The sequence below is a fragment of the Herminiimonas sp. genome (assembly GCF_030645555.1).
Taxonomy (GTDB): Bacteria; Pseudomonadota; Gammaproteobacteria; order Burkholderiales; family Burkholderiaceae_D; genus Oxalicibacterium.
The window spans coordinates 1-13,044 of the sequence record NZ_JAUSME010000139.1 but is presented as its reverse complement, the minus strand read 5'-3'; the positions used below and the strand labels follow the sequence as shown (position 1 = coordinate 13,044).

Annotated in this window: 14 protein-coding genes, 3 tRNA genes and 1 pseudogene; 7 read left to right on the top strand and 11 right to left on the bottom strand. The window is 55.5% G+C overall.

From position 1 onward, the window contains the following. From Q7T06_RS05715 to Q7T06_RS05700, 4 genes and pseudogenes are all read left to right on the top strand, one after another. Positions 1-342, top strand: a pseudogene (locus Q7T06_RS05715) (cyanophycin synthetase); the annotation flags it as partial. A gap of 454 nt (positions 343-796) precedes the next feature. After that, positions 797-1,543, top strand: coding sequence for a DUF4394 domain-containing protein (locus Q7T06_RS05710; protein ID WP_304781690.1), 747 nt, complete (start codon positions 797-799; stop codon positions 1,541-1,543). Then, positions 1,540-2,154, top strand: a complete 615-nt coding sequence (locus Q7T06_RS05705) for a methylamine utilization protein (protein ID WP_304781687.1) — start codon at positions 1,540-1,542, stop codon at positions 2,152-2,154. The genes Q7T06_RS05710 and Q7T06_RS05705 overlap by 4 nt, the downstream gene beginning before the upstream one ends. Continuing rightward, positions 2,151-4,505 (top strand): bifunctional diguanylate cyclase/phosphodiesterase, encoded by a 2,355-nt coding sequence (locus tag Q7T06_RS05700; protein WP_304781684.1) that lies wholly within the window; start codon positions 2,151-2,153, stop codon positions 4,503-4,505. The genes Q7T06_RS05705 and Q7T06_RS05700 overlap by 4 nt, the downstream gene beginning before the upstream one ends. Before the next feature lie 98 nt (positions 4,506-4,603). Here the strand turns inward: Q7T06_RS05700 and Q7T06_RS05695 are convergent. Then, a tRNA-Arg gene (locus tag Q7T06_RS05695) sits at positions 4,604-4,679 on the bottom strand. A gap of 201 nt (positions 4,680-4,880) precedes the next feature. Between Q7T06_RS05695 and Q7T06_RS05690 the strand changes: the two genes are divergently transcribed. Further along, on the top strand, positions 4,881-5,417 hold the full coding sequence (locus Q7T06_RS05690; RefSeq protein ID WP_304781681.1) for a cytochrome c5 family protein: 537 nt from the start codon (positions 4,881-4,883) through the stop codon (positions 5,415-5,417). A 72-nt stretch (positions 5,418-5,489) separates the two neighbouring features. On the opposite strand, the gene Q7T06_RS05685 is transcribed toward Q7T06_RS05690, so the two are convergent. From Q7T06_RS05685 to Q7T06_RS05640, 10 genes are all read right to left on the bottom strand, one after another. Continuing rightward, on the bottom strand, positions 5,490-5,909 hold the full coding sequence (locus Q7T06_RS05685; RefSeq protein ID WP_304781676.1) for a hypothetical protein: 420 nt from the start codon (positions 5,907-5,909) through the stop codon (positions 5,490-5,492). 15 nt (positions 5,910-5,924) lie between these two features. Further along, positions 5,925-6,317: a phage holin family protein gene (locus Q7T06_RS05680; protein ID WP_304781673.1), complete on the bottom strand. Its 393-nt coding sequence runs from the start codon at positions 6,315-6,317 to the stop codon at positions 5,925-5,927. Positions 6,318-6,334: 17 nt separating this feature from the next. Next, the gene (locus Q7T06_RS05675) at positions 6,335-6,637 is read right to left on the bottom strand and encodes a YqjD family protein (protein ID WP_304781670.1); all 303 of its coding nucleotides are present in this window, start codon (positions 6,635-6,637) and stop codon (positions 6,335-6,337) included. A 269-nt stretch (positions 6,638-6,906) separates the two neighbouring features. After that, a complete protein-coding gene (locus Q7T06_RS05670) occupies positions 6,907-8,340 on the bottom strand; it encodes a dihydrolipoyl dehydrogenase (protein ID WP_304781667.1) in 1,434 nt (477 codons plus the stop codon). A gap of 53 nt (positions 8,341-8,393) precedes the next feature. Then, positions 8,394-8,885 carry a hypothetical protein gene (locus Q7T06_RS05665; RefSeq protein WP_304781664.1) on the bottom strand — a complete coding sequence of 164 codons (492 nt, stop codon included), beginning with the start codon at positions 8,883-8,885 and terminating at the stop codon, positions 8,394-8,396. 194 nt (positions 8,886-9,079) lie between these two features. Further along, a complete protein-coding gene (locus tag Q7T06_RS05660) occupies positions 9,080-9,460 on the bottom strand; it encodes a hypothetical protein (RefSeq protein ID WP_304781661.1) in 381 nt (126 codons plus the stop codon). 199 nt (positions 9,461-9,659) lie between these two features. Further along, positions 9,660-10,430, bottom strand: a complete 771-nt coding sequence (locus Q7T06_RS05655) for a YdcF family protein (protein WP_304781658.1) — start codon at positions 10,428-10,430, stop codon at positions 9,660-9,662. Between the two features lie 84 nt (positions 10,431-10,514). Next, complete coding sequence (locus tag Q7T06_RS05650) at positions 10,515-10,973, bottom strand: energy transducer TonB (RefSeq protein WP_304781655.1); 459 nt, start codon at positions 10,971-10,973, stop codon at positions 10,515-10,517. A 158-nt stretch (positions 10,974-11,131) separates the two neighbouring features. Then, the gene (gene pip / locus Q7T06_RS05645) at positions 11,132-12,103 is read right to left on the bottom strand and encodes a prolyl aminopeptidase (RefSeq protein WP_304781651.1); all 972 of its coding nucleotides are present in this window, start codon (positions 12,101-12,103) and stop codon (positions 11,132-11,134) included. Positions 12,104-12,176: 73 nt separating this feature from the next. Continuing rightward, complete coding sequence (locus Q7T06_RS05640; protein WP_304781693.1) at positions 12,177-12,602, bottom strand: PACE efflux transporter; 426 nt, start codon at positions 12,600-12,602, stop codon at positions 12,177-12,179. 250 nt (positions 12,603-12,852) lie between these two features. On the opposite strand from Q7T06_RS05640, the gene Q7T06_RS05635 reads away from it, so the two are divergent. Further along, positions 12,853-12,928, top strand: a tRNA-Val gene (locus Q7T06_RS05635). 37 nt (positions 12,929-12,965) lie between these two features. Continuing rightward, positions 12,966-13,042: transfer RNA gene (locus tag Q7T06_RS05630), tRNA-Asp, on the top strand. The last annotated feature ends 2 nt before the right edge of the window (positions 13,043-13,044 follow it).

The window sequence follows — 13,044 nt, the reverse complement described above, 5'->3', positions numbered from 1 at the left end:
GAAGCGATGCCGGCGAAACGCCGCATGGTCGTCATCAGCGGCGCCGGCGACCGCCGCGACGATGATTTGCGCCGCCAGACTGAAATCCTCGGCGATGCATTTGACGACGTCATCCTGTATGAAGACCAGTGCCAGCGCGGTCGTGCCGATGGCGAAGTACTGGGACTGTTGCGCCAGGGTTTGTCGAAAGCCAAACGCACGCAATCTGTCAAAGAAATTCAAGGCGAATTCCGCGCCATCGACACCGCATTGGAAAGCCTGCAGGCTGGCGACCTCTGTCTGATTCTGGTAGATCAAGTGGAAGAAGCCCTGGCGCATATCGCAGCACGCGTGCAGAGCTGACAAAAGCATTGCAAGTAATGTGCTTAAAACAAAAGTCGGCTTTTACGCCGACTTTTTTATGCGCGCACAAGGGACCTTGTCTTTACATCAAGTACTTCTGCCACCCCCATGAATATGGGGAAAAGAGCTAGTACGTTGAAGAAGAATCGAACTCTTTTCCTGTAGTATTTAAATACTTTGCTGCATCAGATCCGCATGATTTGAAATGCCGATCTGACGAACATGCCAAATTCGCTACCCAGGCCATCTGTCTACCGACCTTTAAGGAATCGCCGTCATGCCAAAAGCAAAACGCCCTTCATGCACCGTATCGAATCGCTGTTTATATCTTTCCCTTATTGCAGCATCAAGCGCGCTAATGATGACGCATGCGCTGGCGCAACCAACCAAACTTACGCCAGCTGCGTTACCTCCTTCAGTTTGGGCTGCCACCGCAACAAATGAATTGATTCAAGTGAACCCTGCAACACCCAGCAAGGTATTGCAACGCAAGCCTATCAAGGGCTTGATGAGCGGTGAAAATCTGGTGGGAATCGATTACCGTATATCGCGTGGCGTATTGTTTGGATTGACCCAGGTCGGACGCATCTACACGATCAATACTGCTACTGGTCAGGTGTCGCCAGTTGGCGCAACTGCTGCGATCCCCGGCCTGCAGGGTCAGACCATGGGGTTTGATTTCAATCCCGCTGCGGATCGTATTCGCGTCGTTTCATCCGGCGGCCTCAATCTGAGATTGCATCCTGAGACTGGCGCACAAGTCGATTTCGATCCGAAAACCGATGGCGTGCAGGCAGATCCATCCCTGAATTTTGCTGCAGGCGATATCAATGCCGGCAAAAAGCCGGATGTGGTTGCCGCCGCCTATACCTATAACAAAAAAAATGAAAAACTCACCACTAACTACGCCATCGACCGCTCCTTGGGTGCCTTGCTCATGCAAGGCTCACAAGAAGATGCGCAACCGGCCGTATCACCCAATCTTGGACAGTTGACGACGATAGGTTCAATGGGACTCGGCAAGTTGAAAGATGCTTCTTTCGATATTTCCGATCTGAGTAATATGTCCCTGGCTGCAGTACGCACGGCAAATTCAAGCAACACTCGCCTGGTTCAAATTGATTTGAAATCAGGACATGCGAAATCTCTGGGCACATTGGGCAACGGTGCAGCGATTGTAGGTCTAGCCATCGAGCCATGAAACGTGTGACTGCATATTTGGCAGGGTTGCTGCTCGGTGGCTTGATTACGAGCAGCGTTGTGGCCGGCAATGTCAACCTAACCGTGCTCGACGAATCTGGCAAACCTCTGCGCGACGCGGTGGTTTTCCTTGAGTCTGCACAAGCCAAGCGCCTGGCAAAACCTTTACCGCTCGCGCAAATGGCGCAAAAGGATAAATCCTTCGTCCCATCGCTGCTGGTTATTCCGACTGGTACCAGCGTGTCGTTTCCGAATATCGATACGGTACGCCACCATGTATATTCGTTCTCGCCAGCCAAACGTTTTGAACTCAAGCTTTATGTAGGCACGCCGACCAATCCAGTCGTGTTCGATCAAGCTGGCGTAGTGGTGACGGGGTGCAATATTCATGACCAGATGATTGCCTATATTCTCGTTGTCGACACACCGTTTTATGGCATTGCGACAGCCAATGGCCTAGTGTCCATCAATGATGTGCCGCCCGGGGATTACAGTTTGCGGATCTGGCACAGCCGCCTTCCGGTTGGATCGCCAGCGCAAAAACAGGCATTGAAAATTGCTGGGGCTGATGAACCTGTCAAAGTGACCCTGAAAGGATTGAGGCCGCAATGAGTGTCTGGAAACAAGACCTGAGCGGCATGAGCCTGTCATCCCGCATCGTCATCGTGATGCTGGCATTGCTGCTGGCCGTGCAGGTCGCTGGCTTCTGGGCGGTGCGCGCAGCAGTTGAGCGACAAGTGCGCAATGAAATTGCATCAGATCTTACAGTTGGCGAACGCATCTGGGATCGTTTGTTGCAGCAAAATGCGCAGCGTTTGCGCGAAGCTTCCATCGTGCTGGCGGCAGACTACGGATTTCGTTCCGCCGTGACTACTGGCGATAAGGAAACCCTCTCCTCCGCACTGGAAAACAGCGGTGAGCGCATAGGCGCATCCATTACGGCGCTGCTGGATCCAGAACTGCGCCTTGTGAGCTCGAGTCAGGCGGGCGGCAGCGACACCATGGTCGTCGATGTCTTGAGTGATTTGGGAATAGCCTTGTCCAAGGATATGGATGGCGGCCAGATTGCATTGGTTAACGGACGTGTTTATCAGTTTGTGATGGTTCCGGTTCGCGCACCTGTCGTCGTCGGCTGGGTACTGATGGGTTTTCCTGTCGGCCAGGAATTGCTGGACGATGTAAATCGCTTATCCGGCGTACATGTGGCGCTGTTATCAGGCAAAAATACCGGTGCACGCAAACTGCAACTGACTACCCTGCCTGAGCAAAACGAAGCTGTGTTGCGCGCGGCACAAGTCATGACGACTGAAGTGGGCATCAATGACGACCTGCTGGTCGCGCGACATGTCACGATAAATGCGCTGGGTGGGGAACTGCAAGTGGTCTTGTTGCGCTCGATTGCCGAGGCATATGAACCCTTTGCCAAGTTGCAGTGGATGCTGGGCTTGATCACGCTGGGCGGCGTGCTGCTCTTTGGCATTGGGAGCCAACGCGCAGCACGCTGGGTCGCACAACCGTTAAAGGAATTGACCCGTTTCGCAAAAGCCCTGGAACTTGGAAACTACGATGTAGAGGTTTCCGGGAAACGGCGTGGCGATGAAGTTGGCCTGCTCGCGCGCGGATTCGACAGCATGCGCACCAGTATTGCGGCACAAAGAGATGAAATTCTGCGCCTGGCTTACTGGGACCGCCTGACCGGCTTGCCCAACCGCGAAAAATTCCGCGAAACACTCAAGGCAACCATCAATGCCAATCCAAGCCCTGCCTTGCCGTTAGTAGCCGTCACTCTCAATCTCGACCGCTTCAAGCATGTCAATGATGTCCTCGGTTACGCATTTGGCGATGAATTGCTCAAGGCGGTTGCCCAACGTCTGTGCCTGCAAGTCAATCGTCCAGGCGACTTGGTGGCACGGCTGGGCGGTGACGAGTTTGCCATTTTGCTTACCCGTTGTGATGCGCAAGAATCGGTCGCCATTACCGCCCGGATTGCAGCCGCATTTGAGACGCCATTGGCTTTGGGCGAGCAGACTGTCGATCTTAGTGCCAGCATGGGGGTCGCTTGCTGGCCGGCTGATGCGCCGGATGCCGATCTGCTGATGAGCCGCTCTGAAATTGCCATGCATGCAGCAAAAGCCAAAACTGCCGGCGTTTTACTCTACACCCCGGCGCTGGATTCCTCCAGTGCACAGACCTTATCGCTGCTAAGTGATCTGCGGCATGCCGTGCAAAATGACGAGCTGCGCCTGTTTCTGCAACCCAAGGTGGCAACGTCAAGTGGGCAGGTCGTGGCGGCTGAAGCCCTAGTGCGCTGGCAGCATCCGCAGCGCGGACTGGTCCCGCCGATGGAGTTCATTCCTTTTGCGGAACAAACCGGTTTTGTGCGCCAACTGACTATCTGGATGTTTGCAGCAGTCGCACAACAGTGGCGCGAGCTGCAACCGGCAGAAGGCCACTTGCGCATCGCCATCAACCTTTCCACCCGCGACTTGATGGATCTGGAGCTTCCTCAACGCCTGGCAGCCATCATGCAGCAAAACGGCGTGTCTGCTTCCGGCTTCTGCCTGGAGATCACGGAAAGTGCCATCATGGACGATCCGCAGCGTGCGGAAACCACTCTCTACAAACTAGCGGAACTGGGGTTCAAGCTGTCCATCGATGATTTCGGCACCGGCTTTTCATCACTGGCTTATCTGAAACGTTTGCCAGTCAACGAACTCAAGATCGACAAGTCATTCGTCATGGGCATGGAAGACGACGAGAGCGACGCCAAGATCGTGCGCTCAACCATAGACCTTGCCCACAATCTGGGTTTGTCGGTAGTGGCCGAGGGCGTTGAAAATCAGGCCATCCTGGACACCTTGCGTGAGCTTGATTGCGATGAGGCGCAAGGCTATTTCATAGGCAAACCAATGCCTTACAAGGATTTTATTGCATGGAGGGAGCGCTGGCATGCATCAATATGACGCGCCCTGCCTTGCTGTCCACATGCCATATCAGCAAGTGTCGCTTTAAAGCGAGCTGTACATAGCGGCGGCTTGCATTGCAAGAATAATCACGAAAGTGGTGCGGCTGGCTGGAATCGAACCAGCGACCCTTGGCTTCGGAGGCCAATACTCTATCCACTGAGCTACAGCCGCATGAGGGAGAACCCCTGAAGAGGCCTGCAGGATACCGTTTTTCTGGCTTTTCGTCCACGTAAAGCGACGTTTCCCCGTTCCATATCATTTACTTTGCGTCTATAATCAAGGGTTTGGCGAGGCATGGTGGTTCAACATGCAGCGCGCAGCGCGCAAATGCCTGCGCCGTCTAACGATTTCGAAAATTGTATTGAGGGAATAATGAGCGACGCACACCACGAAGAATCAGCGATCAAAACGCCTAAGCAACTCATTTTGGCCATACTGGCGGGCTTTCTGGTCCCCATCATTTGTATCGTATTGCTGGTGCTTTACGTCACCAATGAAAAAACCATGGGCGCAGGCTCGGATGGCTTGACGCAAGAAGCCGTTGCGCAACGGATCAAGCCTGTTGCAGATGTAGGCTTTACGCTGAAAGATGCAAATGCACCGAAAGTCTTGAAAACCGGTGAAGAAGTTTACAAAATGGCTTGTGCCGCTTGCCACGCCACCGGTGCCGCAGGCGCGCCTAAATTCGGCGACGCAGGTGCATGGGGTGCGCGCATTGCACAAGGCTATAGCACGATAGTCAAACATGCAGTCGAAGGCATACGCGGCATGCCAGCCAAAGGCGGCAATCCTGACCTCGACGAAGTCGAAGTGGCACGCGCCGTGGTCTTGATGACAAACAGCGCTGGCGGCAAGTTCAGCGAACCAGTCGTCAAGGCAGCTGCTCCGGCAGCCGAAGCAGCAAAATAAACACTGCCGCATAATAAAAAAGCCGACTTCAAGTCGGCTTTTTTATTGCTCATTTGCTGCACAGGACACGCCTCACAAATGCTCGTGCAATGCGACATGCTCCCCATCGGCTTTGGTGGTCTTTTTACGCGCCAGAAAATATATCGCCGCCACACCTATCCCCGCAATACTGGCGCCACGCAACATCGGCATCAGCAGTGAACGCCTGGAAAGCAGCGACACGCCGCTGATAAGCAAAGGCAATAACCGCTGCAGTTTGGCGCCCGAGATATTCTTCAAATCAAAGGAATCGGAAAAATTGGCCAGCGCCAATTGGGCACGGGCACTGATTAAGGCGACCGCCGTCTTGGCGATGTCATCGGTATTAAGATGCGCCCGCACTATCTTGCGCGAGCGCCCGATACCGGCACGATAGATACTGCATTGCAGCAGCAATCTTTGCTTGTGCTGCTCCAGCGACTCTTTGGTTTCCGGCTTCTGATCTTGAGTCATGCAAACCCTCTCGAATTACAACAATGCATCATGATCGTGACGCAATTCTGCCATCGTTGCCGGCATCGATAATTTGCCTTGCTGGACCAGCGACTGCATGTAAAAAAGTATCCCGGCCGCCATCACGGTACACACGAGGGCAAGTATCAGCAGGATTTTCCAGCCCAGCACCGGCCAGCACAGATAGGCTATCAGCACGGTCCAGTACCCGATCGCAAACAAGGCAATGATGGCGCCCAGCGTGAACAAGACTGCCAGCTTCAATGCATTGGCGCGCACTTCGGCCAATTCCAGCGCAGCCAGCTCGATGCGGCTCATCAGCAAGCCGAAGGTGTTTCTGGCAAGCTCAGCCACACCGCCTATCAAACCGGGGCGGCCATCCTGCGGATGCGGAGTTTGCTGTTCCATGATCGGATCCGTATCGATTACTTGCGTGAAATCAAAAGCCCCACCAATACGCCGACACCGGCTGAAATCGCCACTGCGCGCCATGGGTTTTCATGCACGTAATCATCGGTTTTTTCCGCAATTTCCTTGCCGGTTTCGAGCGCGGCAGCTTGCACTTCATGTGCTTTCGTGAGCGCTGTATCGAGCATCTCCAGACCACGATGGCGCAATTCATCTGCGCGGTCGCCGGTAGCGCTGGTGGCTTCGTGGAACAGCTTCTGTGCGTCTTTGACTAAGGTTTTCATATCGCTCCGCGTGGTTTTCAAGGTAGATGTTTTCATGTAAGGCCCCTTAAGTGTCAAAATAAAGCAGTGCTCCGTCCTCAATAGCAATCTGTCGAACGGTACTGCTGGTTGAATACGGCACATGCGCTGCACATGTGACAGGCAGCAATGTGACCATGGTTTTATTCTTTAGTTGCAGGCAGCCCGGCTGGCATCAAGCCGCCATGATGTATGCCTGTCCAAGTTTTATCATATTTCCGGTCATGGAGAATAGGCGTTAGCGCACATAAAGTGCAAATAAATGCCTATCCCTGAAATTTTTCTGCTCAAGCCCCCGGTGTGCAGTCGGCGCAATGTTCGATTGCCGTGATCTGTTTCACCAGATTTTCTTTCAAGTCCCGCAAGGCGGTACGCAAGCCTTCTTCAATCACCGGATGATAGAAGGGCATATCGAGCATCTGTTCCACCGTCATCTGGCTCTGGCATGCCCACGCCAGCAAATGCGCCAGATGTTCGGCCCGCGGGCCTATCATTTCAGCGCCGAGAAAGCGGTGCGAACCGCGCTCGCCATATACCCGCAGCAAACCGCGATTCTGCCGCATCACACGACTGCGGCCCTGATCTTCGAACGAGACCTCACCCGACTCGAAGCGATCTTTTCCCAGCGCGTGCGGGAGTTCTCCAACCATCGCTATCTGCGGATCGGTAAAGGCAATCACCAGCGCCGTGCGGCGCAAACCCGCCACAACCTGCGGGAAACGTCCGGCATTGTCGCCGGCTATACGGCCTTCATCGGTGGCTTCATGCAGCAAGGGCCTGTCGTTGGCTACATCGCCGGCAATAAAAATCGCGCTATCGCCGCACTGCATCGTCAATGGATCAAACACCGGCAGGCCATGGCGGTCCAGTTGCAGGCCCGTTGCCTGCAGCCCGAGCCCGGCCACATTCGGCGTGCGGCCGGTGGCAGCGAGTACGAATTGAAAATGCTCGGTGCGTTCGCTACCAGTCGCGCTGCGTGTATGCAATTCAGCCTGCTCGCCTGCCAGCCGCGCCGCTACCACGGTGGTATCCAGACGCAGGTCCAGCTCCGCGCCCAGGCAGGCAATGGCGGCTTGATTGACGGCTTCATCATCCAGCTGCGCCAGCCTGCTGCTGCGGCCAAACACGGTAACGCGCACGCCCAGCCTGTGCAGCGCCTGGCCGAGTTCGAGGCCGATCACGCCGATGCCGATGACAGCCACCGATTCGGGCAAGTCATCCCATGCAAACACATCGTCGCTGACGATCAGGCGTTTTCCCAACGCGCGCAATTCCTGCGGTATCTGCGGACTGGAGCCGGCCGCAATCACGATGCGTTCAGCCTTGACTTGCGTGTGATCGCCAACCTGCAAACAGTCGGCGGCAATAAAACGCGCCTGGCCGCGCAGGCGCTCGGCGGGAGCCATGTTCTCGATTCCCTTGACGACGAAACCGACAAAGCGATCGCGCTCGCTCCTGACCCTTTGCATGACCGCCTTGCCATCGATGCGCAGCGCGCCTGCATGGATGCCAAAACCGGGGGCGGCAGCCACTGCATGCGCGGCTTCTGCAGCCGCGATCAATAACTTGCTCGGCATGCAGCCGACGCGAGCACACGTGGTGCCGTAAGGTCCGCCCTCGATCAGCACCACGCGTTTGCCATGCGCCTTGGCTGCACGATAGGCCGACATCCCGGCACTGCCGGCGCCGATGACGGCTACATCAAATTCCAGAATTTCCATGGTTTTCTATCCTTGAAAATGCATGTCGCAAAATGATGCCGGCTAGCGCGCTATCAGTCGTTGCGACTATGCAGCTCGGCGATATCCGCGATGCTGCCGATTTGAATCACCACCGGATGGACCGATGCCTTTGCCTGCATGGGACGCCAGGCAAAGCGCCATTCATTTTCTTTGACCTGGCTTTTGGGCTTGGAAAATACCTTGCCCAGCGGGCTGGGCGCACCGTAGGAAATCGCCGCATCGATACCAGCCCAGTTAGGCAAGATTTTTTGCGCGGCGCGATGCAGGCGCTCGCCAAACTCTTCCGCATCATGCACCAGCAGATAGGAATCAACGTGGGGCAAGGCATCGAACAGGGTGCCGTCCCAACTCTGGGTCAGGCTGAGTGTCAGGTAATTGCCCGGGTTCGCTGCGCCCGCTTGCGCGGGCAAGTCCGGCGCCGGCGGGCTTAAACGGAATTCGCCCAGCGTCAGCGCACGCTCGAGGCTGTTGCGTTCGGAAAAATAGTACAGCTTGGAAGGACGCTTGTTATCAATCGAAGTCATGCTGCCGTCCTAAAAAATAATGATGATCATGCGACCAGGTAGTTCATTTTAAGCAGATTGATAGACGAGCGGTAAATCTATCCGCAGCCGGCTGACTGTAACGCGTATCGGCCCAGACATTGCGCAAGTAAAAAACGGCCCGCAGGCCGTTTTATTGAGATCACGTTCGGGCAGGCTGAATGCCTGAGCGCATATCAGTTTGCGCTTTTTGCCTTGATGCGTGCATCGAACTTGGCTTTTGCTTCCGCTGCTTTTTGTTCTTGCACAGCTTTTTTCTCGGCATTGCGCGCATGGGCATCGGCCGACGTCGCCATACCCGTAGCCGCATTCACCGATGATCGATCTGCGCTCGTCGTCACACCTGTCGCAGCACCCGCTGTTGCACCGGCATCGCTGCGACCGCTATTGCCGCCGAGTTGAGCGCCCGCACCCACATTGGCCTGGCCGCCAGTTTGCGCGCCGGACGTCGAGACGCCTGCCCCGACACCCACGCCCAGTCCTTGCGCCAAGGCGATAGAAGAAATCGATGCTGCAAGTACAAACGATACTGAACGGATGGTTTTTTTCAAATTCATATCAAACTCCTGAAGTAGATAAAAGCATGATGAATCGCATGCATCAGTTCGAGGCGGGATAGCCCAACTCGTTCGCACGCACTGGAATTCATCTGCAAAAATCAACGAAAAAATGCGATAAGTATTTGAATATAAAGGTTTTTATTGAATGTAAAAGCTTGTAACGCCGGCCCGTGTTCAGGCGTATTTTTGCAGCGGATCAACTGGCCAGATTGCGATGGCGCAACCAGTACCAGGCCAGGCCCAGCCATTCATGCAACGCATAAGATGCCTGGTGCAAGCCGGTCGGCAGAAAATCTGCCAGCGTCGTGCGCATCGTGCTGCTAAAGATAGTCGGCGCCGGCACGACATCCAGGCCCGCCTGCTCGAAGACGAGTTTGGCGCGCTGCATATGCAGCGCATCGGTCACCAGCAGGATGCGGCGCAGCCCGGCATCGCGCAGTATGCGGCTGGAAAATTGCGCATTCTCTGCCGTGTTGTTCGACTTGTCTTCCAGCCATTTCACCGGCACGGAAAAATCTTCCTGCAGGACACGCGCCATGATCGCCGCTTCGGACACCGTTGCACCGTCCGGGCGACCACCCGCCACCAGGACCGGCAGGCTGGTTTCGCGCTGTAATGTGGCCGCATAGCGCAGCCGCTGCAGCGCTATCAAGGCGGGAATATCCTGCCCGCCATATTCAAGGGCATTGCTGATGCGGCCGCCACCCAGCACGACTATCGCTTGCGCATGCGCCGCCGTGGCCGACAACAGCGGCGGATTCAATTTTTCCAGCGGGGTGACGAACAGCGATGCGCCGAAACGCGTGCTGATCAGGGTCAGGACGATGAGCGCGCCAGCCGACAGTGCCAGGCCGAAGCGCGGCCAACGCGGCCGCAGCCACAAGCCCAGCGCGCAGATCAGGATCAGATTCAGCGGCGGTAACAGTAATGCGCCTATCGTTGCATTGATTAACCAGCCTACGCTCATCGCGCTATTTCCTGTTTCCGGCTTTTTGCAGGCTTGAATAAAGCGCGCTTAGGTGCGATGGCGATGATGGGACAGGTGCAGCGCTTATTCATCCATCTGCGGTTCGGCTATCGTGCGCAACTGAAAACGGCCGTCGTTATTGAACAACCAGGTTTCCAGCAATTCGATTTTCCCGTGCCGCAGCAATGAAGATGCGGGTTTAGGAAAAGGCGCAGTGCTGCGCAAGGCCGCCAGCGCCGTGGCCTCGGTGGTGCGATCGCGGTTGGAGCGCAGGATTTCACTGCGCAACAGGCTGCCATTGGCATCGACTGAATATTTCACCACCACGACCGAGCGCAGCAAGGCTTGTGGCCGACCGACATACACCTTGGTGGAATTGACCTGGGCAATCCGGTTGGCCAAGGCCAGTTTGTATTCACCGACGGTATCGGCGGTAGATGTGCCGTCGCCGGTAGTTTCAGCTTCAGTCCTGTCCTGCAATGCCTTGCCACCGCATCCAGCCAATGCCAGCGCGATCAAGCCGATGGTGATTCGATTTTTCATGATTATTTAATCTTGAAAGAATTACATTAAAAGTCTGATGCCAGCAGAGGAATTGGCATCCAGTTTAGCCTATCATGGGTCCAGCCATCAGCGACCCTCACATAGACCGGGAAAAGCGCTTTTAATTGCAGCGCCACTGCTTATTTTCACCGGCTATCTCAGTCGAAAGCCTGCCGCATCCTGAATTGCTCGGTTGCGGCAACCAGCGCTGCCGCCGTCCCCGGCTCCTGCGCCGCATGTCCGGCATCGGCAATGATATGCAATCTTGCCTGCGGCCACGCCTGATGCAAGCGATATGCAGATACCGGCGGGCACACGGCATCGTAACGCCCCTGCACGATCACGGCAGGCAGGTGGCGGATGCGATCAATATCGCGGATCAGTTGGTCTTCTTCGATAAAGCCCTGATGCAAGAAATAATGCGCCTCCAGCCGGCCTATGCCGATCGCAACCGCATCTGCGCTGCACGCCTCTATCGTTTCAGCCTGCGGCCGCAGGAGCAGGCAGCTGCCTTCATAACGGCTCCAGCTGCGCGCCGCCTGCCTGGCAACCTCGGCATCGTCGCTGAACAAGCGCGCCTGATAGGCACGCAACAAGTCTGCGCGCTCGGCCAGAGGGATGGCGGCAATGAATTCCTCATGCGCTTCCGGGAAAAATCCGCGCATCCCATACAAAAACCAGTCTATTTCTGCGCGCGTGCAGAGAAAAATGCCGCGCAATACAAAACCGAGACAGCATTGCGGATGCGCCTGACCGTAAGCCAGCGCCAGCGTCGCACCCCACGAGCCGCCGAATACCAGCCATTGCCCTATGCCCAGCATGCGCCGTATGGTTTCGATATCGTTGATCAGCAATTGCGTGGTGTTGTGGCGATGCTCGCCCAGCGGCGTCGATTTACCGGCACCGCGCTGATCAAACAAGACTATCCGGTAATGGGCTGGATCAAAGAATTGCCTGTGCCTGGGCACAACGCCGCCGCCCGGGCCGCCATGCAGAAACAGCACCGGCACACCGGCCGGATTGCCGCACTCTTCCCAATACAGCGTATGCAATTCATCCACCGCCAGCATGCCGCTGCGATAAGGCTCCAGCGGCGGGAACAAGGGTGTTGCGGGTGAAGAAAGGTCCATCCCTGCCTCAAAAAATATGCCTGATTTTAAACCGCCTGCATCCCTGCAATCGAGGGCCCGCACTAGCAGATCATTAACGCCTGCATTGACGCTGCGCCATACGCTGGCGCGCAAGGTCATAGACCCAGTTGAAGCAGAATGCATACAACATGAAAAACACCGAGAACACCAGATCCAGCAATAAAGCCTCGAGCACCGAGATGTCCAGCCACCACGCCGTCAGCGGCAATGCGATCGCCATGAAAAACGCTTCGAAACCCAGCGTATGCCAGATCCGCATGCCGACTGTACGGCGCCAGCCGTAGCGGCGCTCGATGATTTCATAACCATGGTTATAGATCATGTTGGACGCCATCGCGCACAAGGCCAGGATCAATGCCAGCGCGCCGAAATGGAACATATCCATATTGAAGCCATAGGACATCAGTGGAACCAGGATGATCAAGGCGCAGATCTCAAACAGCAGCGCATGCACTATGCGGCGAAATAATGTATTGATAACAAAATCCGAAAAAGAAGGAAGGCCGTCATTATAGTAGGTTGCGCAGATGCAAAACTGACTGGCCTCAGGATGAAAAGTTGATCCTGCAGGCAGCGCTTGCCCACAAACTTTTTAGAAAATAAACCGCGTTTGCGTAAAAGATTGTGCGAACAGGGGTGACAAAAATTTTAATGTGTTCTATACTTCGGCCCCTTCAGGCATGTTGGTCGACGCCAGCAATTGTTTGACTGAGTAAGCGGAAATACGCGGGTGCTTAGCTCAGTTGGTAGAGCGGCGCCCTTACAAGGCGTAGGTCGGCGGTTCGACCCCGTCAGCACCCACCAATCAGTCAAGCAGCAACCTGAATCAGTTTAGTAGTATGGAGTGGTAGTTCAGTTGGTTAGAATACCGGCCTGTCACGCCGGGGGTCGCGGGTTCGAGTCCCGTCCACTCCGCCAAA

What these genes read in the sequence shown, in the direction of transcription:
- Q7T06_RS05705 (WP_304781687.1), top strand. Translation starts at nt 1,540, where the DNA reads ATGAAACGTGTGACTGCATATTTGGCAGGGTTGCTGCTCGGTGGCTTG.
- Q7T06_RS05690 (WP_304781681.1), top strand. Translation starts at nt 4,881, where the DNA reads ATGAGCGACGCACACCACGAAGAATCAGCGATCAAAACGCCTAAGCAA.
- Q7T06_RS05665 (WP_304781664.1), bottom strand. Translation starts at nt 8,885, where the DNA reads ATGACTTCGATTGATAACAAGCGTCCTTCCAAGCTGTACTATTTTTCC.
- Q7T06_RS05680 (WP_304781673.1), bottom strand. Translation starts at nt 6,317, where the DNA reads ATGGAACAGCAAACTCCGCATCCGCAGGATGGCCGCCCCGGTTTGATA.
- Q7T06_RS05670 (WP_304781667.1), bottom strand. Translation starts at nt 8,340, where the DNA reads ATGGAAATTCTGGAATTTGATGTAGCCGTCATCGGCGCCGGCAGTGCC.
- Q7T06_RS05660 (WP_304781661.1), bottom strand. Translation starts at nt 9,460, where the DNA reads ATGAATTTGAAAAAAACCATCCGTTCAGTATCGTTTGTACTTGCAGCA.
- Q7T06_RS05650 (WP_304781655.1), bottom strand. Translation starts at nt 10,973, where the DNA reads ATGAAAAATCGAATCACCATCGGCTTGATCGCGCTGGCATTGGCTGGA.
- Q7T06_RS05675 (WP_304781670.1), bottom strand. Translation starts at nt 6,637, where the DNA reads ATGAAAACATCTACCTTGAAAACCACGCGGAGCGATATGAAAACCTTA.
- Q7T06_RS05655 (WP_304781658.1), bottom strand. Translation starts at nt 10,430, where the DNA reads ATGAGCGTAGGCTGGTTAATCAATGCAACGATAGGCGCATTACTGTTA.
- Q7T06_RS05685 (WP_304781676.1), bottom strand. Translation starts at nt 5,909, where the DNA reads ATGACTCAAGATCAGAAGCCGGAAACCAAAGAGTCGCTGGAGCAGCAC.
- pip (WP_304781651.1), bottom strand. Translation starts at nt 12,103, where the DNA reads ATGGACCTTTCTTCACCCGCAACACCCTTGTTCCCGCCGCTGGAGCCT.
- Q7T06_RS05700 (WP_304781684.1), top strand. Translation starts at nt 2,151, where the DNA reads ATGAGTGTCTGGAAACAAGACCTGAGCGGCATGAGCCTGTCATCCCGC.